Here is a 16,051-nt window from a genome sequence, read left to right as displayed (position 1 = left end):
CTTAAATCAGAACCCAGACGCCGTCGCCGCCGACCGCCTGAACTTTCCCCGCCACCGGGCGGGCATTGGTATCGCTGGTTTTGGCAACGGTCTGACTGTCAACGACATAACAGTCTTTGCCAACGTCAGCTTGCGTTACTGCATCGGCAGCGTGGTTGACGAACTGCCACGCCCGGCCACGTCGCACGAGTGCATCAGCACCGCCATTTGCACCCGCACTGTTATCAACCCAGCCGTCACTGACGCCGAGGGTGATCTGCGCGGCCGTCGCCGTCGCAGGGACGGCATAACCAGCCGCATTAACGGCAATCATGTGACCGCCAAAAATTTCCGTGGATGCCGCAACCCGAACGGGGAACAGCAGCCCGTCACGGTGCGGCGTATTGCGATCACTCATTGCCTTCTCCTTTTACAAACTTGGCGACTTCAGCCGGATCAACGCCCATCATGTTGCAGATAGCGACGTCTACGACATCGTCGTCATTGCCGATTGCGGTTTCGTTTCTGGGTTTTACGCCTGCGGGCGGTTGACCCCCGGTTTGCGTGGTGGTTAGCGCCGCGATTTTTGGCGCGTTGCCCAGGAACGTTTTCAGGCTGTCCGGGGAGGATTTCGCCAGGGATTCAGCCCACGTTTTTTGTGCCGGTAACAGGCGGCCATCAGACAGCGCGACGGTGATCAACTCCGCGCATTGCTGCTGCGCCAGTGCGGCCGTGTTGTTATTCGCGGTTGCCAGCGCTTCAGTGACGGATTGCTGCATCACATCGACGGAAACCCACTTAGCCGGGTCGGGAGTAGCGACCTGCGCGGTCAGTGCCGCAACACTTGCGGCATCTGCTGTCAGTTTTTCAATCAGATTGAATGGATTAGCTGACAGCGTATTAAATGATGCTGCCGCCGTTCCTGCGGTCGCAGCCGTCAGTTGATCAATGAGCTTGTTTAGCTCGGCGGTGATGTCTTCTGCGGTGGCTGCAATCGGTAGATTCAGCATCCAGCGCAGACGTTCTAGTAGTTCGTCCATAGTGTCCTCTTGGGTTGATGATGTGACGGCGAGAAGCGAAGCCGCAGCGAGCATGACCTCGTCCATACCGTCAACAGCGGGGGTGTTCGTGAGCGCCGCGTGCAGGAGCTGCAAGACGCGACCTGATTTGTCGTAAGAAAAAACCGGGGAAATAAATCGATAGGAGCCGTCGGCAATCATCGCGGCGGCGCTGTCTGTCCACATCACATCGACAGCAAACAGGCCGTCACCGTCGCGCCATTCCAGCGTTTTGAACCAGCCGGAAGCCGGTGCAGGCTTGCCGTTCTTGGCGGCACGCAAGGTCTGGTGTTCGTAGTCGATGACGTAAGGGGTTTGTTGCGCATCAGCGGCGGCAATCAATGCCTGCGCGACCTCGGCCGTCATAATCCAGGCAGGACATTCGGTGGGACGGCCATCACGCGCCCGGAACTCACCAGCAGGAAACAACTGGATGACGCCGAGGGAGGCTTTATTGATTTCTGCGGCCAGCGCAGCGACGAGCAATTTCTTTTTCATGCCGCCAGAATGGCAGCACGCAAATCAACGAATAAGAGGAAGGGGTTCAGTGGGTAGGTGTGGGGTAAAAAGGACTTTTTTATCTTGCCACTTAAAACACGGCAACGGCAACCGATATGACCGCATTTAAACCCCGTTTAAATCGCGTTGTAAGCCCCTCAACTGAGTGAGGGGCGGTAATGGTATGGAATACATCAGAAAGTCACGCCTGCGCGATTTTACGCAGGTCAATGTTAACCGACATAAAACTTGGTGTGCGCGGCGTCTGAAACAGACAGGAATAGGCGCTCACGTTTACCAGGCGCAATCGAATCAATAATGCTGATAATCACGTTTTTGAACGCCTCTTTCTCTTTGGTGATTGCTTTGGTCAGAGTTGTTTCACGAGCATCGAATGTGATTTTCTTTTGCCCTGCGTAGAAGTTATACGGCAGCGCATCTTCTTCGATATTTGTGTCTCTGGTATAGCCTTCAGCTTCGATAGCTTTCTCGATTTTCTTATAAACGCTTTTGTCGTCATAAGTGTTGGTCAAATCGAATGTTACATAGTAAATCAGCGTTGCTTCTTTTTGATGAAAATTATCCCCAACAACAGATCTTAATCGACTCATAATAGTTCCCATAGGTAATGTAGTTATGAACCCAGTACACGCTGTAAATAGTCCCGTGCTGTACTCTCCATTCCCTCCACATCCGATTCCGTAAGATGCAGGAACGGGCGGGCGGGCATGGTGATTTTATACTCGCCCATCGTGTTCCATCGAGAAGAATCTGACTCGGATTTTTTCACGAACCGATTACCAATGCGGCCATCCGCATTCTTTTTGTAGTAAGCCCGCTGGCTACGTGCGGGGATGTTGATCGTCCCGCCTTCCTGGTGGATACGCGCATAGACAACGTTAGTCCCGACAGTCGCGCTATCGTTGTCGCTGTACTCGCTGATACTCGCCGCCAGTCGCCCGGATTTTTGCAGTATTTTTCCGCCCGCGCGCTTTTTGGCATAGCGCGGACTCCAGCCTGCCCATGCGGGGCGACCCTGCTGTGCGAAATTTTCTTCGACAGCATCATGCATCGCTGCGGCCATCTCGCGCATCAACGGCTGACGGTGTTCTATGCGGCTAATCAGCTCACCCAGTCCGCGCTCAAAATCGGTAATGTCATATTTTATTTCGTACATAAATTACTCTATAATTAAGGTGCGGTGGATGAGAGTTGTTTCCAATAGGAACGGTTGCTACTACGCCACGAGTGTTTGAGCATGATCCGGTTCGAGTCCGGCGCTTTCATCGCCGCTTAATCAAGACTCCCCCACAATACTTCGTTAATCCCTTTGTTTCTCAGCGACTCATCATTCGCCAGGATTTTACCCGTCCGTATCAGATTGGTTTTTATCTTCTCTTTCTTTCCACCCTCTGGTGGCCGGGCTTTTAGCTCCCGATCGATAAACACGACCAGCTTGCCGGAGGTGTCCGGTAAATCTAAAACGTAGGTCAATGCCGCGTCGGCTTTCTGCGTGTTATAGAGAATGGCTTTAGGATTGAGTATGAACTCTGGTAGGCGCTGCCACAGCGACTCTGGAAGCTGCGCGTCCTTGCTGTCCCGGATGGCGTGCAACAGGTTCTCATCGGTCAGCGTGATAACGGATGATTCCACCGCGACGCCTTTCTCGGCCAGGCGATCAACCACTTGCGGCGGTAATGCCCCGACGTGGCGGAGCTGGCCGCGTGCCCGCTTGTTCAGCAGTGTGTTATTAACGAACGCGTTAACGTCCGTTGAAACGGCCTTTAACAGCGTTTCATTACCCATTGTTTGACGAACGGCCAGTGCCGCAAGCTGTGGGTCAGCAACAGCGGAACGCTCCAGCAGTCGCTGACCGAGCGCGGCAAGATATCCCTGACCGGGATTGTGGCCGAAACCGGCGTCAGGCGTATACAGCGCACCATCCCATTTAATCGCCTTGACCAGGCGCGAATCATTCGGCCCCCAGGCTTGCTCAACGTCGACAATCTCGCTGTGCTGGACAGTCACACTACGTTTATCCACGTCGGCCTGAGATAATGCGCGAACGCGGCAGCGGCAGTGATAACCGTCCGGCGGATACATAAATTGCCACACCGGATCATCAATCCGTGCCGTGTAGCCATGTAATGCGGCATGGCTTGGGCGGATGTGGGTGTCCATTATCCCCACTCGCTGTAAGTAGGGGCGAAACTCCGCGTTAGCGAGCTGCTCTTCGTAGCGACCCGCGTTATACGCTGCCTGCATATTGGTTTCAAAAATGGTTTTCAGGCGGCGCGGGGTGAGCTTTTTCCCTTCAAGTACACCATCTTCGTCGGCTTTCAGACCCGTACCCAGCCAGCCTTTTTGCTCAAGAACGGGCGTTAATCGACGCCGGAACTGTTCCAGCGTTTCGCCGTTCTTCAGCGCCGCATCCAATCCGCCCCGGATATCGGCTAGCACGTCTTGCTTGAGAACACCGGCAACGGTGAACGCTGTGGCATGTGCGCGGGCTTCAACGTCATGCCAATTAAAGCCAATCGCATAGCCTTTTGACTCAAAATAGCGGATAGCTTCTTCGGGTTTCAGACCAATGGCATATGCCAAATTGACGTCGCCGGGGTTAGGTGTCGGCATTCAGTCGCCCCCACACATCCGCGACAAACAGCGCCTGTTTCAGCAGTTGCTGGAGCTGTGAGTCATCAAGCAAGGGATAGCTGCCCGCGATGATATCGAGCGCATCGTCCGGCGTCTGGCCTTGCTGTAACGCCGTGACCAGTGGCGCAATCAGCGCCTGCATCGCGTCGTTAATCGCTTCCGGCGTTGAGCGGGCGCTATCGAGTGCCGATTGCGCCGGGTCGCTGATTTCGCCAGGCACCGTGCTTAACGCCGCAAATCCGCGATAGGGTGAAGTCGATAGTCCCGTAAGCGACGGGCGCGGGGCAGCTTCAAGCACCGGCTCGTTATTCTGCGGGACGGGAATACCGACTTTTTTGTGTACCCACGAAACTGGGATAGTTTTCATCCCCGCCTGAACCAACGTAGACACGCCGGTAGAAAACGTGCCGATATCTTCCAACTCGCTGGTATCAAAAACGAACTTCGGCAACCGGCGGCGGCTTACCTGATAGCCGTTAATCGACAGCAGCATCTGGATCATGTGCGAGAAAAAACCGTGTAGCTGCTTCGCATCAGCGACCAGGATATCGTTACGCACGTCGTTATGAACATTACCGAGCGCGTTCGTTGCGGTTTTGCCGTCCGCTTGACTCGTCAGCGTTCCGCCAAGCACGGCTTTTGATACCGTCCTTTCGCACCAGTCGATCATCGCCATAAACGGATCGGATTGTCCTTCGGCAGCGGCTTCAAATTTGATTTCACTGCCCATCGGGATAATGCCGGCGGCGTTATGGCCGAGCGTCACCAGAGCGTGCAGCAATGCATCTTTTTGCTCGTCAGACGACCCTTCCATATATGTCCCGACTCGCGCCGGTAAACCGTAAATCTCCAGGAATTCAGCAAAATCACGCACACTGTAATTTTTAAACAGATACGGCCAGACCAGCACGCGGTACAACCCGGACTGGGCAACATAGCCCGATTTTGCGTTATGAGTGTGAACCAGCCAGCCGAACGGCCATAGCTCCGAGCCATTCATGCTGCCGTCAGACAGGCGCACGATGTCGTCAATCTCCGGGTTCGTGCAGAACCAGCGATGCGGGCGCAGTGTGGCTTTAGCGGGTAACCAGATGTTCTCTTCAAATTCCCATTCAATTTCTTGCGCTGAAAATCCGTGTCCGATGGCTTCCGCAGCATTGAGAACAATGTCTTCAAAATCGGGAATATCATCCATCCATTCGGCAACCATCGCCGCGAGGCTTTTCTCTTCGGCTGTCGCATTGCGCGGCGGTTCAATACTCCAGTCCAGCCCCAGCAGGGCATTCTTGCGCTTTGCCATTTCCGAAAAGATGTGACCGTCTTTCTCGACCATGTCTTCAAACAGGTCAGCCTGTGCGGCTAAATCGCCACGCTCGGCGGCTTCGAGGATACGCGGCAGGCGGCGAATGGTTAGACCGCGCGAAGGATGCTCTGGGAAATGCCGCGCTATCTGCGCAACCCGCGCCGTCTGCGGGGATTTCAGTACATCGCGGTTCAACGGACGACCGAATTGATCAACAATCTGAGCCATAAACTACCAGCCTCCTGAAGAGCCAAATCTACTGCCCCGGTCATCAGAATTACGACGGGGAGCGGGAGTAAAAGAAAACGAGCCAAATCCAGACACAGCCAGCGCCCACAGCATGTGTAAGGTATCCGGGCCGTCGTCATGGTCGGCCATCGGGAAGTGTCGCAACTGGTCAATAAGCGTTGTCTGGCTGGGATGCAACCGTATCAGGCCGTTTGCCATGTGTGGCTGCAGTGACTCAATGCGCAGCAGCTTGTCACTGTGCGGAGTGACCGCGCGTGCAGGCACAGGGATACCCGCTGCCGCACTGCGTTTTACAAGTTCAGTGCGTAAGAATTCCTGGAACTGGACGGACTCAATCGCCCAGACCAGGCAGCCGTAAATGCGCTGTAACTCAATCACATCAGAAATGATTTTATCGGGCAGGCGCTTACGGATAGCCGCTTCGACCACATCAAGAATGCCGGTATGACGGTTAAACCCACCAACAAGCAATGCAGAGGGGTCTCGACTGGCACCGGCTTTACCGAGGGAGGGGTCGCAGGCACCGAAGAAGATCCACTCATTCAGACGGTTTACCCAGAACATGATGCAGTGAGCGAATGGCGCATCTTCACCGCTCACAGGGTCATTCTGGTACTCAGAATCAAAGGTACTGTGGCCGTCACGGGCGCGGATCAACATCAACGCCAGAATCGGACGAGCTGACCATGAGACAATCGCGCCCTCGTCCATTTCGAGTTTATGGTTCTGGTAGAACGCGTTCGCCATCCATTCGCCGTTATTGTCGTTGTTGCGGAGGATTTCCTCCCATTCCTCCCACAGCGACATATTGACCGGCCATTGGATAATGGCTTTAAAGCGTGCCGCCCTCCACAGCGGGTTTTTCAGGGTGCGGGACAATACGGAATCGTAATGCAGGATGGTGCCGATATAGATAACGTCGAACTTCGCACCCGCGCCACCAAGCGGAAGAATGGTCTTTTTCAGCCAGTTATCCAGCTTGTCGCGTTGCTCCGGGCTGCGCACCTGCTCGTCGTTCTCGATATCGTCCAGCACGACCAAGTCAGGGCGGTACGGGCCATGACGCAGGCCACGCAGCTTTTTACCGCTGCCCGCGACCTGCACTTTGATGTCGTTGCGCGTGACAATCGTGCCAGCCTGCCAGACACGGCCACCACCTGCGACGTCGGGAAAGTCCATCTCCAGCCGGGGATTAAACGCCAGTTCGGCTTTGATGGCTTCCAGCATTGGGTATGCCTGGTCGATGGAGTCCATCACGATAACCAGGTAGTGCTTGAAGCCGCACACAATGTTCCAGAGTGAAAACAACTGGGTAACGAGCGTGGATTTAGCTTCGCCGCGTGGCGCGGCTATCGCGTCATTCTCGCTTTTTGGGCTGGCGACAATCTCAGGCAGGCGCGTAAACAAGTATTTATGCAGCTCACTTTTGTCAGCGTGCCGCACATAGTGCGGGAAATAGTGCTCAACAAAATAGTCGTAGCCACTCACGGGGTCGAATACGCGAGCGCGACGCTCGGCGATTGCTGCCGCAGACGGATCAAAGCCGACGCATTCGGCCTCAATCGTCCGTCGCAGCGTTGCCGCCAGTTCTTCCAGCTCTTTGGCAAAGTCTTTGGCTGTGAGCTTTTTAGCCACCCTGAACCCCTGTAAAAAATGAATCCCCTCTGATACGGTTTAAACGCGAATTTTCACCATGCCAAAAAGGGCTTATATGTCAGTTAAAACAACACTCACTATTGACCAGAAGATCCAAATAGCCGAAATCGCGAAAGAATTGACGACTAGCATCCTGAGTAATAGTCGGATCGCGCCTCGACATATCCTTCCCGACCTGCGCTCAGACGACCTTCAGTCCATTTATAACGCGGTCTATAACATCGTTGTTGATAGCGTCATTGAAGATTAATCTGCGTTCGTCGAATGGCCTTTGCGGCTTCATCCGGGCCGCAAAGGCTATTTACGGCACTCAGTAACGCGTCGTGAAAATCAGGGTGGTGCATTTCGTCTTCTGAAAACTCCGCACAAATTACATCCATAATGCGTGTTCTTAATTGCTCACGGATTTTCACTGGTTCGTATTTTTCCATCATTTAAGCCCCGCTTAATGCCGCGTTAATGCGCTGTTTCGCCGTATGCAATGAAACTCCCGTATCCAGTGACTGACGAATCAGTGCTCGACATTGATTCAGCGTTTGAACATTTATCAGGCAAGCTGCATTGAATGCCTGTTTATGGGCGCTGGATAACAGCGCCTGATAATCGTTATTAGCCATAACGTTTCCCTATTTCTTCGCCAAATCCATCAAGAATGCTGACGAACGCGTCCAGGTGTTTTGAGTGCCGCTCCCGGATGAAGGTCGAAAGCAGTTGGATCACCTCCAACGCCACCGATAGCTCACTGGTTTCCGGCAGGATTTTCTTGCTGGCAGATGTCGCCTTGTTAAACGCATCCGCCAGGCTTGCAAGCAGCTCGACACGCTCACGCGGCGGGATGTCCGCTGCGCCGTTCAACATTTCAAGCGTGGTTTGGTACTGTGTCACCAAACCTGTGAGCACAGCGCGTCCGATATCTTCAAGACCGCCACCCGCAATCACATGCGCGGCGCGTAGCTTGTCCCAGTCGTCGCCCGCGTCCTGCGCGTCTTTCTTCCAGCGCCGTGCGGTCGCAAACGCAACACCAGATTGCGCAGACGCAATCTCAAGCGACATCTGCCCGAAAATGTAGGCGCGGCGCAGCTTGTCGCGTACCTCCTGCGGATGCGCCATTAGTACCCCAATCGTGCTTTGATGAGCATAATTGCCGTTGTGACCAGACCACCGGTGACCGCACCGGCGACACCGCCCGCGATGGCACCCTGGCGAACGGCTGCGGCTTCGATACTGTCCATACGCCGCTCAATGCGATTTAACTGCCCGGAAATCTCATCCAGCCCACCCAGTTGCACTGTTGGAGCCTGTAACGCATCCAGCCGTTGCTTAATACCAGCCAGCGCCACCGAGTCCGCACTGGATACCGCCGCAACGCGACGAACGCGTCGTTTTTGCCTTGCCTTCATTTATCAGCCTTCCTATCCAGTTTGTTATCGATACGTTCAATCGTTTTTTTCAAGTCGCGCAGGGCGTCCATGACGGAATCCTGATCGCGTCGAGCGTCCTCACGACGCTGGTAATCGTTTTTGATACGCTCCACCGCACTCTCCAGGTCTGTAATGTCCTTTTGCAGGGAACGCATAAACAGACTGCCCAGCGTTGATATCAGCGTCATCGCCACCCCCAGCACCCACTCCATGCTCATCGGTTACCCTCCGTGTAAAACTGATTCAGCTTGGTCATGTTCTCACGCAGGATCAGGCACCATTCGCCGTAATCGGCGCTGTGGTCAAGGAGTCCAGCCGGGGAAAGTCCGCCACGGGTGCCGGTGGCATCGGCGGGATATACAGCAGCTCCGCCGGAGGTTTGGGGCAAATCATCGGCGGGGTAGCCAAGACTGGCGCGGTAGAGCCGCAGGCTGTCAGGGCCAATGCCGGTAAAAGTAGCGCCATCTGCTTTAACAACATCGTGAATTTTCCTTTTTAGCTGGGTTTTAGCCTGGTTAAGCTCGGCTTTGGTTTTCAATAGCTCTGCGGCGAGTTGGTCAGCCCGTTTGCGCTGCGCATCGGCATCGGCTATCGCTTTTTTCAAAGCCGCGACATGCTGTTCGGCAGCGAGGCGTTTATCATTTTCGTAAGCCGTGATTTGCCCGGTTTTCAGCTTGTTCTCTGCTGATAAGTACGTGATGGCCTCTTGCAGCTCGGTTTGCGTGGCGTTCTTGCCCTTGATATGGCCGATGTTGTAGCCGAACGCGGCAACCGCCGCGAGGATCAGGATGTGCGGCCAATAGGCTCTAACGAGTTTCAGCACAGCTACGGCCTCCCCATGTCAGATAGTGCGGGGCAAGTTGATGCAAAATGCGGGTAGGATAGTGTCGGTTCTCGCGCCAGTTGGCGGCACTGCGACCCGCATTGACGGTTTCGACGTGCTCAAACCAGCGCAGGTGATCTAACCCGCGCTGCGTTGCCAGACGCTGATCGCGCTGTACCCAGCCCAATCCGCCGTTGTATGACGACAGGGTCATTGCCATGCGTTCACAGTCGTTGCGGGCGCTAACGCGCTCCCATAGCCAGCGGTCATAGCCCGTCAGCGCACGAATAGCCCAGGCGGGATTAAACGGTTGATTAGCCTGTAACTCAGGCATGATGCGGCTAAACCACTCGGCGGTGGCTGGCATGAACTGCGCCAGCCCCTGCGCACCAACTGGCGACACGGCGCGAGGGTTCCAGCCGCTTTCCTGGTGCAACTGCGCGGCAAAGTCTGCAATGGGGGCATTGATACCCCAATCTAGCCTGGCGTTGCGGATCACATCGCTACGGTACTGTTGAGCGGCAGCGGGAGGCTGTGCGGCGTAAGCGTGGCCGAAAAAACCGCCAGACCAAAGCAGCCATGCAGCGAACAACGTGGCGAACAACTGCACCCAGGCATTACGCGTGCCTGTACGCGACTGTCCATGCTTCGATAGCTCAACGCCCAGTCCCAGCGAGGCAATCACAATCCAGGTAATTTGCGGCCAGTCCATAGTTACAGCCCCATCGCCACGGCCAGGCAGACAGCAGCCACGATAATTGCGCGGCGTATCAGTGCGGCGGCAAAGACCCGCTCACAACCTGATTTAACGGGATAGATACCGGTTTTCATCAGGTCAGGCTTGTGTTCAAGATATTGCGCCAGTCCCGCTTTGGGGAACAACGAACGATCAAGCCAGTAACCGAGTACGGCAGCTAACGTGATGAGTGAGATTTTATAGATGACAACGGGAAGTTGCTGCGGTGATACCAGGCCGATGAGCACCAGTAACAGAACGGCGGTCAACTGCCAGCCCAGCAAGCGTTTAACGCGTACGATACGAAAGTTTTTGTTGTTGAAAATGTTCATGAAACCACCTCGTTATGTGAGGTGGTCAGTATTCAATTATGCGGGGAGGCTAATAAGAGGAAGGGGTTCAGTGGGTTTATTGAACATCAATGATTTGTAATTCGACCGGCTCGTCATTCTCTTTTACAACCATGTACTCACCTTTTGATTTTGCATTGTTAATCAACGGTAAATACTTGTGTACTACACGCCACACATCCTCATCCTGCTTAAAGCTAAGCTTACCGCAATCATGGCGCTCATTCATTGGGTCAGAGTTATCTATCTTCTCTGGGTTTGAAACAAGTAAGATTTTCCGCCAAGCGCAAGCCTTAACGCTATCTTTAGGTATGTAATCAGCACCGCCTTGATTACCTCTCCCCGTACTGTAGTTAAAAGCAAGATTCCGCTGCACCTGATAACCATCTTTAACAGCTTCTGCGATTGCGGCGCTTTCATTACCTTCCGGCTTGTAGTTAGCCAAAGCAGAAGAACTAAAAGCAATCCCACAAAAAATGATTGCACTTAGGGTCTTAAGTTTCATTCTACCTTCCTTAGAAAAGACTTTGCTGTGAATGCGTTACTGCGTTTTTGCTCTCGCGAACCAGCTCCCACGCGAACCGGTCAGAGAACCCGTATACAGGGCAAAGCTGCATCATTGCCATGTTACCCGATGTACCGGAAGAGCGCAGCGCTGCGAATTCTGAGAGAAAGCGCTGGTTACGCAACTCACGTAATGCGCGGTCGCAGCGCGGAAGATACAGAACTTCGCCACCGAACTTCTTAACCAGCAGCGCGGCATTATCAACACCGACCGTTTCGCGCAGTAGCTCGGCGCGATGCGCCCCCAGCGCTCTCAGCCCCTTACCAATCGGGAACGTCGTACCGCCGAATTTATCCAGCAGGCGAGCGGTCGCAGGAAAACCGATAAGTTCAGCGATTTGCAAAACGACTTCGGGCAGCAGCCCTGCGACACGCTCCAGTTCCATATTATTCCTCGGCTTTTTTGCGACGTTTAGCGTCGATGATCAACGCTTGCATGAGTTTGGTTAATTGCTGTATATCCAGCCAGTCAACATATCGTACACCAAACATGTTCTGCGCCATAGTCTCCGCATACTGCCACGGGCGTGAAGCATCCGCTAACAGCGCTTCAACCTTGCTCAGTACCGTTTTCTTGCTGGCAGGTACGCTGGGTTTGCGGCCGTGGTTTTTCGCTTTGCGCGGCCAGCCTTGCTGATGCATGTACTCCTTTACTTTCTCCAGTTCTGTGATGGTGCAAAGGGTCGATGAGGACTTTCCTGTTAGCCGAGCCAGTACGCTGCGGTATGTCACATCGTCCCAGCCGAGCGCGGATTGACCGGCTTTTATCGCGCCAATCATGCGGCGCTGCTGAGTGTTCATGACTCATCACCTCTCTTTATTGCGTTACCCACATCAGCCAATTGCCCCCTGAGCATTTCAATTTGCTGCACAACATCATCAAATCGACCTTCCAACCAATAATCGACATCTTCCCATTCCGCAGCCATGCGGTTAAGATTACGAGTCATTCCCAAAAGGCGACGTCGGTGATATGCAATTTGCTGCCGCTTCGTCCTACCCCTCATTAGCTGAACCCTCATCTAATTGAGCGTGACCGGTCACATCAGTTAAATTTAACTGGCGGGAATCTCGCATAAACCAACACACAGACTCACCGCGAAACAAACCGCCGCAGCCCGCTGGCAATGTTTCATTGCAACGTTCACAGGTTCCCAGCGCTGCTTCTTGTCGTGCCAGACGTTCGTTATCACACAGTATCAGCAGAGAAACATAATCAGCCTTGCTGTACGGTTCCCGCCCAGGATTGCGGCGCTGGCAGTTCTCTTCCAGTATCTGCAATTCGCTATCGGATAACACAAGCTCAAGCCGATTTTTCCCGAACTCGTTAGCCTGCCTGGCACGCTGGCGACGCTTACGCGCCGCTGCCTGCTGTTTCTGGTTAAGATTGGTCACTGCCTGCCTCCGATTTACGTAGCCAGACAAGCCCATCGGCTTTTTTGAACTGGCGGATCAAACTGGTGGAGGTAGCAAAGTACGGTAACCAAAAGCTAATTGAATCATATAGCTTAGGGAAAAACTCTTTAGCTCTGCGCTTTCCGAATTCCTTTTCGATTTTCGCTGCTCGCTGCGCTGAGTAAAGGCGCTTTTTCTTCTCGCACCAAAACAAACGGGTGATAGGGTTGTAAATCTCGCTGGTCTCCATTCCCCACCCACTGTAAATTCTCCCATCGAAATAGACAGATAAAACGGTCTTACTTTCGCCATCACGCTGACGAGCGATAGTAATTACTGTGTTTTGATACTGGAGCTGAACACGGCAAAAATAGCCCTTCAATTCTTCGGCTATCTGCGCCCATTGCTCTTTAGTGATGGTATTACCGTTATTGCTAGTGGTTGGTTGGCGGCGCTGACGCGCCGCTGTTTGCTGTTGGGTTACGTTTTTCATGCGTCACCAGCCTTAGCTTCTGCCCGATCAAGGCGTTCGATTTCTGCAAGAATCAGAGCACCAGCTTTCACTAAGTCGCGGCGCGGGTTAGTGGGCTTCCAACACTCTTCACCCCACAGCCAGAATTTTAACGACGGCCATTCGTGATAACCGAGTCCAGCACCAGGAAACAAACACCCAGCAGCGTAGGCATAGCAAGACCCTGCCAGGGCTAATTCACCCATAGAATGCTCATCATCATGTTCTGGAGTCCAACCCTCTGCATTTATCTGGCGCTCACGCTCCGCTATAACGTCCTTCATCGCACTAGCCACATCTTTATTCAGCACAGTTGGCAGAACGGGGCGACGAAACAGCTCAACAACGGAATAAAGCGGCTCGCCACCTTCCAGATCGTCATTTAGTCTTGCCACTTCATCGCTCATCAAACCCGCATCACCGACACAGCATTCGTCAAAATACGCATCACCATCTGGGTTTGCGATTCCGTGCATAAATGGTTCTTGCCTTGCAAGCTTTGCCACTTGTGCGCGGAGTGATATAAGCTCACGGGCCATCAGTGTTTCGTGAGTTGTTGGGTAAACACCCTCAACAGAACCGGATAGTATTCCATCTAACTCAGCATTGCTGAGTTGAGTATTATCATAGGATTTCATTCTGTCAGCGCCTCCAGTCGTTGTTCTGTAACAGCATCAACCCGCGCAGCCAGACCTACGCGCAGAAAATATTCAGAGAGTTTAAGCAGTGCGCCTGCCGCAGTTTCTGTATCTGAGAATTCATCAAGGGTGATTGCGACCTGCCAGCGGCCGCAATGTGAAGCCAGCGTGACATCCTGCTCAAGAGCTTGATCATCTAAAGAGTGGTGCAGGGTTAACGCGAGGGTTTCGGTATCACCATCACATTCATATCGATTGATGAAGCAGCCCACAGACTGATTACCAACATGACCGAGCGCCTGCTGGTCAGGGTTAGGGCTTTGCTGGCGTAGCTCAAGCAGCTCATCGCGGCAATTAACCAGCAAATCCAGCCACCGATCACCCAAATCAGGGTTATGAGCAATAAAGCTATCCAACAGATGTAAATTAGCGCGAACATTACTCATGAAACTCTCCAGATTTTTTTATGACGTTCAATGGCCTGTTTCATTTCCCGCAACACAGCAGGCTTGTAAATACGATTGCCGCGTGCGTCGTAAAACTCAAAACGGGACTTCCCAGGCAGTGCTGGACGCTCTTTTACGAGCGTGCCATCGTTCAGGTGGTAAAGGCGCTTTGCGCCGTTCTCCAGGTACTCACAACTGTTAACGGTCGCCATTAGCTAGCCCTCTCGCCCAAAACAATCGTAATGCCATCACGCTTCGCGGTTTTATTGGGTTCGCACCACTTCAGAAATGCTTCTAAGGCCTCAATAGCCGCGTTCCCATCGGGAGCCTCTGGCACGCCGGGAACCAGTAATTTTCCGTCACTGGCTCCTTTCCCATGACGGGCAACAACATCAAGAAAGCCCTTTAATGCATACTTAGGCCCACGGGCAATCAGAATGGCTCCTGACTCATCAGCCGGTGAAACATCGCCAATTTCAATCAAGCCGCTCGCCCAACACCACGCAAACTGCGGCGTCATATCGTAAAAACTTTTTCCACCACAGCGCGGACATGTGGATTCATGACCGCAGAACGCTTTATTCCATTTATCTACACGCTGAGATTTCATATGCGTATTTCTGCAACGTGTGCATTTCACCTGCATATCTTGTTTATCTGACATAATTCAATTCTCCTGATTTTGGCGTAAGCGCGCCCCTGGCGGGTTTACGCCATTTTTAAAGATGTTTTAATTTCGGTTTAAATCAGCTTGCTGGTTTTAACGTATTAATCTTGACGAAATAAGACTCCAGATTAATTTCAACAATCGCCCCGCAATTAAAGTCACGCGCAATATCGACAGTTTTAACCATACGCCCTGCGCGTAAAGGAGGTGCGCGATGAAAAAACGCCGCCCCAACTTTATGCTTTTTATTAAACTCGCCTGCGTTCACGTCACACCCCCGCAATATCGAGCGAAATAGACTGGTACTGGTCAGAATCGCCGACACGCCTGTAGACACGAATATAAGAACGGCTACCAACAACCTGAACCGCCTCGCTAATCGCATCCATCGCCTTTTGCCAGCGCGGGTCTTCAATGTTATGGCGACGTAATGCCAACACCGCACCCGTATTGACTTCACCTTCTTTTTCCGTCTGAAACGCACGGCTAATAATCGCGTGAATCTCTGGTCGCGCCCCTTCAACCCAATCCGCCAGACACTCATCAATCAACGCTTTAGCGGCTTGCAGGCGTTCATCAAACGCGATGCGGTCTTGCATAGCCCGCTGGATTTTGTAACGGCCGTCGTAACTAGGTAGTGTTACGTTGCCTTTTTTCCCGCCCAGGTTAACGCCGTATTCGTCCCCAGATAGCGCCACGAACGCAGCAATATCTGTGAAGCCAGTCGCTTTAAAATCAGCGATAGCTTTATTGACGGCCAATGCGCGAGTAACGATTTCCTCGACCAGCCCGTCACGCGCAATATCAATCGGCTTAATCAGATGTTCCGGTGTTAATACACCTTTTGCATCAACCCAGTACCCCTCCGGGGCTTTCTCTTCGGTAAACTGCTTGTTTTTAATGGACATTGACTTTCCCCTTACGTGATTTGGATTTTTTTACTACCGCTTCAACTTTTGCCAGCACATGCCCAGCCAGACCCGCACCAACTTTTTCAGCAGCACGCTGTGCCAGTTCGCTATCGCCAGGCTCAGGTACGACTTTGCAATCAACCGCCAACCCGTTCGGACGGTCATGAAAATACACAATGACTTTCGCCATC

Annotated in this window: 28 protein-coding genes; 1 reads left to right on the top strand and 27 read right to left on the bottom strand. The window is 53.1% G+C overall.

What is annotated here, in order from left to right; genetic code table 11:
- Position 1: 1 nt before the first annotated feature.
- From O1Q74_RS03655 to terL, 7 genes are all read right to left on the bottom strand, one after another.
- Positions 2 to 397 (bottom strand): hypothetical protein, encoded by a 396-nt coding sequence (locus O1Q74_RS03655; protein WP_271876150.1) that lies wholly within the window; start codon positions 395 to 397, stop codon positions 2 to 4.
- On the bottom strand, positions 390 to 1,535 hold the full coding sequence (locus tag O1Q74_RS03650) for a phage protease (RefSeq protein WP_271876149.1): 1,146 nt from the start codon (positions 1,533 to 1,535) through the stop codon (positions 390 to 392). Before O1Q74_RS03650 ends, O1Q74_RS03655 begins: the two co-directional genes overlap by 8 nt.
- Before the next feature lie 233 nt (positions 1,536 to 1,768).
- Positions 1,769 to 2,146 carry a hypothetical protein gene (locus O1Q74_RS03645; protein WP_271876148.1) on the bottom strand — a complete coding sequence of 126 codons (378 nt, stop codon included), beginning with the start codon at positions 2,144 to 2,146 and terminating at the stop codon, positions 1,769 to 1,771.
- Positions 2,147 to 2,169: 23 nt separating this feature from the next.
- The gene (locus O1Q74_RS03640; protein ID WP_271876147.1) at positions 2,170 to 2,712 is read right to left on the bottom strand and encodes a phage virion morphogenesis protein; all 543 of its coding nucleotides are present in this window, start codon (positions 2,710 to 2,712) and stop codon (positions 2,170 to 2,172) included.
- Positions 2,713 to 2,828: 116 nt separating this feature from the next.
- Positions 2,829 to 4,169 carry a phage head morphogenesis protein gene (locus tag O1Q74_RS03635; protein ID WP_271876145.1) on the bottom strand — a complete coding sequence of 447 codons (1,341 nt, stop codon included), beginning with the start codon at positions 4,167 to 4,169 and terminating at the stop codon, positions 2,829 to 2,831.
- Complete coding sequence (locus O1Q74_RS03630; RefSeq protein ID WP_271876144.1) at positions 4,156 to 5,721, bottom strand: DUF935 domain-containing protein; 1,566 nt, start codon at positions 5,719 to 5,721, stop codon at positions 4,156 to 4,158. The genes O1Q74_RS03635 and O1Q74_RS03630 overlap by 14 nt, the downstream gene beginning before the upstream one ends.
- A 3-nt stretch (positions 5,722 to 5,724) precedes the next feature.
- On the bottom strand, positions 5,725 to 7,377 hold the full coding sequence (terL, locus tag O1Q74_RS03625; protein ID WP_271876142.1) for a phage terminase large subunit: 1,653 nt from the start codon (positions 7,375 to 7,377) through the stop codon (positions 5,725 to 5,727).
- Positions 7,378 to 7,453: 76 nt separating this feature from the next.
- Here terL and O1Q74_RS03620 point away from each other — a divergent pair, with 76 nt between their 5' ends.
- Positions 7,454 to 7,648, top strand: a complete 195-nt coding sequence (locus tag O1Q74_RS03620) for a hypothetical protein (RefSeq protein WP_161530211.1) — start codon at positions 7,454 to 7,456, stop codon at positions 7,646 to 7,648.
- On the opposite strand, the gene O1Q74_RS03615 is transcribed toward O1Q74_RS03620, so the two are convergent.
- The 20 genes from O1Q74_RS03615 to O1Q74_RS03520 form a co-directional block, all read right to left on the bottom strand.
- A complete protein-coding gene (locus O1Q74_RS03615; RefSeq protein ID WP_271876141.1) occupies positions 7,635 to 7,832 on the bottom strand; it encodes a hypothetical protein in 198 nt (65 codons plus the stop codon). The two genes, O1Q74_RS03620 and O1Q74_RS03615, sit on opposite strands and share 14 nt — an antisense overlap.
- Positions 7,833 to 8,015 (bottom strand): hypothetical protein, encoded by a 183-nt coding sequence (locus O1Q74_RS03610; RefSeq protein ID WP_271876139.1) that lies wholly within the window; start codon positions 8,013 to 8,015, stop codon positions 7,833 to 7,835.
- Positions 8,008 to 8,508: a DUF1804 family protein gene (locus O1Q74_RS03605; protein ID WP_271876138.1), complete on the bottom strand. Its 501-nt coding sequence runs from the start codon at positions 8,506 to 8,508 to the stop codon at positions 8,008 to 8,010. Before O1Q74_RS03605 ends, O1Q74_RS03610 begins: the two co-directional genes overlap by 8 nt.
- Positions 8,508 to 8,798 (bottom strand): hypothetical protein, encoded by a 291-nt coding sequence (locus O1Q74_RS03600; RefSeq protein ID WP_271876136.1) that lies wholly within the window; start codon positions 8,796 to 8,798, stop codon positions 8,508 to 8,510. Before O1Q74_RS03600 ends, O1Q74_RS03605 begins: the two co-directional genes overlap by 1 nt.
- A complete protein-coding gene (locus tag O1Q74_RS03595) occupies positions 8,795 to 9,037 on the bottom strand; it encodes a hypothetical protein (RefSeq protein WP_271876134.1) in 243 nt (80 codons plus the stop codon). The genes O1Q74_RS03600 and O1Q74_RS03595 overlap by 4 nt, the downstream gene beginning before the upstream one ends.
- Complete coding sequence (locus tag O1Q74_RS03590; RefSeq protein WP_271876133.1) at positions 9,034 to 9,642, bottom strand: hypothetical protein; 609 nt, start codon at positions 9,640 to 9,642, stop codon at positions 9,034 to 9,036. Before O1Q74_RS03590 ends, O1Q74_RS03595 begins: the two co-directional genes overlap by 4 nt.
- Complete coding sequence (locus O1Q74_RS03585) at positions 9,626 to 10,354, bottom strand: transglycosylase SLT domain-containing protein (RefSeq protein WP_271876131.1); 729 nt, start codon at positions 10,352 to 10,354, stop codon at positions 9,626 to 9,628. The genes O1Q74_RS03590 and O1Q74_RS03585 overlap by 17 nt, the downstream gene beginning before the upstream one ends.
- Before the next feature lie 2 nt (positions 10,355 to 10,356).
- A complete protein-coding gene (locus O1Q74_RS03580; RefSeq protein WP_271876129.1) occupies positions 10,357 to 10,710 on the bottom strand; it encodes a putative holin in 354 nt (117 codons plus the stop codon).
- Positions 10,711 to 10,786: 76 nt separating this feature from the next.
- Complete coding sequence (locus O1Q74_RS03575; RefSeq protein WP_102118938.1) at positions 10,787 to 11,233, bottom strand: hypothetical protein; 447 nt, start codon at positions 11,231 to 11,233, stop codon at positions 10,787 to 10,789.
- Positions 11,234 to 11,243: 10 nt separating this feature from the next.
- Entirely contained in the window at positions 11,244 to 11,678 is a 435-nt protein-coding gene (locus O1Q74_RS03570) for a Mor transcription activator family protein (protein WP_271876127.1), read from the bottom strand.
- A 1-nt stretch (position 11,679) separates the two neighbouring features.
- The gene (locus O1Q74_RS03565; protein WP_271876126.1) at positions 11,680 to 12,093 is read right to left on the bottom strand and encodes a gp16 family protein; all 414 of its coding nucleotides are present in this window, start codon (positions 12,091 to 12,093) and stop codon (positions 11,680 to 11,682) included.
- Positions 12,094 to 12,288: 195 nt separating this feature from the next.
- Positions 12,289 to 12,687 carry a hypothetical protein gene (locus O1Q74_RS03560; RefSeq protein ID WP_271876125.1) on the bottom strand — a complete coding sequence of 133 codons (399 nt, stop codon included), beginning with the start codon at positions 12,685 to 12,687 and terminating at the stop codon, positions 12,289 to 12,291.
- Positions 12,674 to 13,180 carry a hypothetical protein gene (locus tag O1Q74_RS03555; protein WP_271876123.1) on the bottom strand — a complete coding sequence of 169 codons (507 nt, stop codon included), beginning with the start codon at positions 13,178 to 13,180 and terminating at the stop codon, positions 12,674 to 12,676. The genes O1Q74_RS03560 and O1Q74_RS03555 overlap by 14 nt, the downstream gene beginning before the upstream one ends.
- Positions 13,177 to 13,836, bottom strand: coding sequence for a hypothetical protein (locus O1Q74_RS03550; protein WP_271876121.1), 660 nt, complete (start codon positions 13,834 to 13,836; stop codon positions 13,177 to 13,179). Before O1Q74_RS03550 ends, O1Q74_RS03555 begins: the two co-directional genes overlap by 4 nt.
- Positions 13,833 to 14,282: a hypothetical protein gene (locus O1Q74_RS03545; protein ID WP_271876120.1), complete on the bottom strand. Its 450-nt coding sequence runs from the start codon at positions 14,280 to 14,282 to the stop codon at positions 13,833 to 13,835. The genes O1Q74_RS03550 and O1Q74_RS03545 overlap by 4 nt, the downstream gene beginning before the upstream one ends.
- Positions 14,279 to 14,494: a hypothetical protein gene (locus O1Q74_RS03540; RefSeq protein ID WP_161530197.1), complete on the bottom strand. Its 216-nt coding sequence runs from the start codon at positions 14,492 to 14,494 to the stop codon at positions 14,279 to 14,281. Before O1Q74_RS03540 ends, O1Q74_RS03545 begins: the two co-directional genes overlap by 4 nt.
- Positions 14,494 to 14,946 (bottom strand): hypothetical protein, encoded by a 453-nt coding sequence (locus tag O1Q74_RS03535; protein ID WP_271876118.1) that lies wholly within the window; start codon positions 14,944 to 14,946, stop codon positions 14,494 to 14,496. The genes O1Q74_RS03540 and O1Q74_RS03535 overlap by 1 nt, the downstream gene beginning before the upstream one ends.
- 82 nt (positions 14,947 to 15,028) lie before the next feature.
- Entirely contained in the window at positions 15,029 to 15,217 is a 189-nt protein-coding gene (locus O1Q74_RS03530; protein ID WP_271876117.1) for a hypothetical protein, read from the bottom strand.
- Between the two features lies 1 nt (position 15,218).
- The gene (locus O1Q74_RS03525) at positions 15,219 to 15,857 is read right to left on the bottom strand and encodes a DUF3164 family protein (protein WP_271876116.1); all 639 of its coding nucleotides are present in this window, start codon (positions 15,855 to 15,857) and stop codon (positions 15,219 to 15,221) included.
- A complete protein-coding gene (locus O1Q74_RS03520) occupies positions 15,847 to 16,050 on the bottom strand; it encodes a hypothetical protein (protein WP_271876115.1) in 204 nt (67 codons plus the stop codon). The genes O1Q74_RS03525 and O1Q74_RS03520 overlap by 11 nt, the downstream gene beginning before the upstream one ends.
- Between the last annotated feature and the right edge of the window lies 1 nt (position 16,051).

This window comes from Pectobacterium sp. A5351 (genome assembly GCF_028335745.1).
In the GTDB taxonomy this organism is placed as follows: Bacteria; Pseudomonadota; Gammaproteobacteria; order Enterobacterales; family Enterobacteriaceae; genus Pectobacterium.
This window is presented reverse-complemented; position numbering and strand designations above follow the sequence as displayed.

Coding starts and splice junctions, on each gene's coding strand:
- O1Q74_RS03655 (WP_271876150.1), bottom strand. CDS start 397: ATGAGTGATCGCAATACGCCGCACCGTGACGGGCTGCTGTTCCCCGTT.
- O1Q74_RS03650 (WP_271876149.1), bottom strand. CDS start 1,535: ATGAAAAAGAAATTGCTCGTCGCTGCGCTGGCCGCAGAAATCAATAAA.
- O1Q74_RS03645 (WP_271876148.1), bottom strand. CDS start 2,146: ATGAGTCGATTAAGATCTGTTGTTGGGGATAATTTTCATCAAAAAGAA.
- O1Q74_RS03640 (WP_271876147.1), bottom strand. CDS start 2,712: ATGTACGAAATAAAATATGACATTACCGATTTTGAGCGCGGACTGGGT.
- O1Q74_RS03635 (WP_271876145.1), bottom strand. CDS start 4,169: ATGCCGACACCTAACCCCGGCGACGTCAATTTGGCATATGCCATTGGT.
- O1Q74_RS03630 (WP_271876144.1), bottom strand. CDS start 5,721: ATGGCTCAGATTGTTGATCAATTCGGTCGTCCGTTGAACCGCGATGTA.
- O1Q74_RS03620 (WP_161530211.1), top strand. CDS start 7,454: ATGTCAGTTAAAACAACACTCACTATTGACCAGAAGATCCAAATAGCC.
- O1Q74_RS03615 (WP_271876141.1), bottom strand. CDS start 7,832: ATGATGGAAAAATACGAACCAGTGAAAATCCGTGAGCAATTAAGAACA.
- O1Q74_RS03610 (WP_271876139.1), bottom strand. CDS start 8,015: ATGGCTAATAACGATTATCAGGCGCTGTTATCCAGCGCCCATAAACAG.
- O1Q74_RS03605 (WP_271876138.1), bottom strand. CDS start 8,508: ATGGCGCATCCGCAGGAGGTACGCGACAAGCTGCGCCGCGCCTACATT.
- O1Q74_RS03600 (WP_271876136.1), bottom strand. CDS start 8,798: ATGAAGGCAAGGCAAAAACGACGCGTTCGTCGCGTTGCGGCGGTATCC.
- O1Q74_RS03595 (WP_271876134.1), bottom strand. CDS start 9,037: ATGAGCATGGAGTGGGTGCTGGGGGTGGCGATGACGCTGATATCAACG.
- O1Q74_RS03585 (WP_271876131.1), bottom strand. CDS start 10,354: ATGGACTGGCCGCAAATTACCTGGATTGTGATTGCCTCGCTGGGACTG.
- O1Q74_RS03580 (WP_271876129.1), bottom strand. CDS start 10,710: ATGAACATTTTCAACAACAAAAACTTTCGTATCGTACGCGTTAAACGC.
- O1Q74_RS03575 (WP_102118938.1), bottom strand. CDS start 11,233: ATGAAACTTAAGACCCTAAGTGCAATCATTTTTTGTGGGATTGCTTTT.
- O1Q74_RS03570 (WP_271876127.1), bottom strand. CDS start 11,678: ATGGAACTGGAGCGTGTCGCAGGGCTGCTGCCCGAAGTCGTTTTGCAA.
- O1Q74_RS03565 (WP_271876126.1), bottom strand. CDS start 12,093: ATGAACACTCAGCAGCGCCGCATGATTGGCGCGATAAAAGCCGGTCAA.
- O1Q74_RS03555 (WP_271876123.1), bottom strand. CDS start 13,180: ATGAAAAACGTAACCCAACAGCAAACAGCGGCGCGTCAGCGCCGCCAA.
- O1Q74_RS03550 (WP_271876121.1), bottom strand. CDS start 13,836: ATGAAATCCTATGATAATACTCAACTCAGCAATGCTGAGTTAGATGGA.
- O1Q74_RS03545 (WP_271876120.1), bottom strand. CDS start 14,282: ATGAGTAATGTTCGCGCTAATTTACATCTGTTGGATAGCTTTATTGCT.
- O1Q74_RS03540 (WP_161530197.1), bottom strand. CDS start 14,494: ATGGCGACCGTTAACAGTTGTGAGTACCTGGAGAACGGCGCAAAGCGC.
- O1Q74_RS03535 (WP_271876118.1), bottom strand. CDS start 14,946: ATGTCAGATAAACAAGATATGCAGGTGAAATGCACACGTTGCAGAAAT.
- O1Q74_RS03525 (WP_271876116.1), bottom strand. CDS start 15,857: ATGTCCATTAAAAACAAGCAGTTTACCGAAGAGAAAGCCCCGGAGGGG.
- O1Q74_RS03520 (WP_271876115.1), bottom strand. CDS start 16,050: ATGGCGAAAGTCATTGTGTATTTTCATGACCGTCCGAACGGGTTGGCG.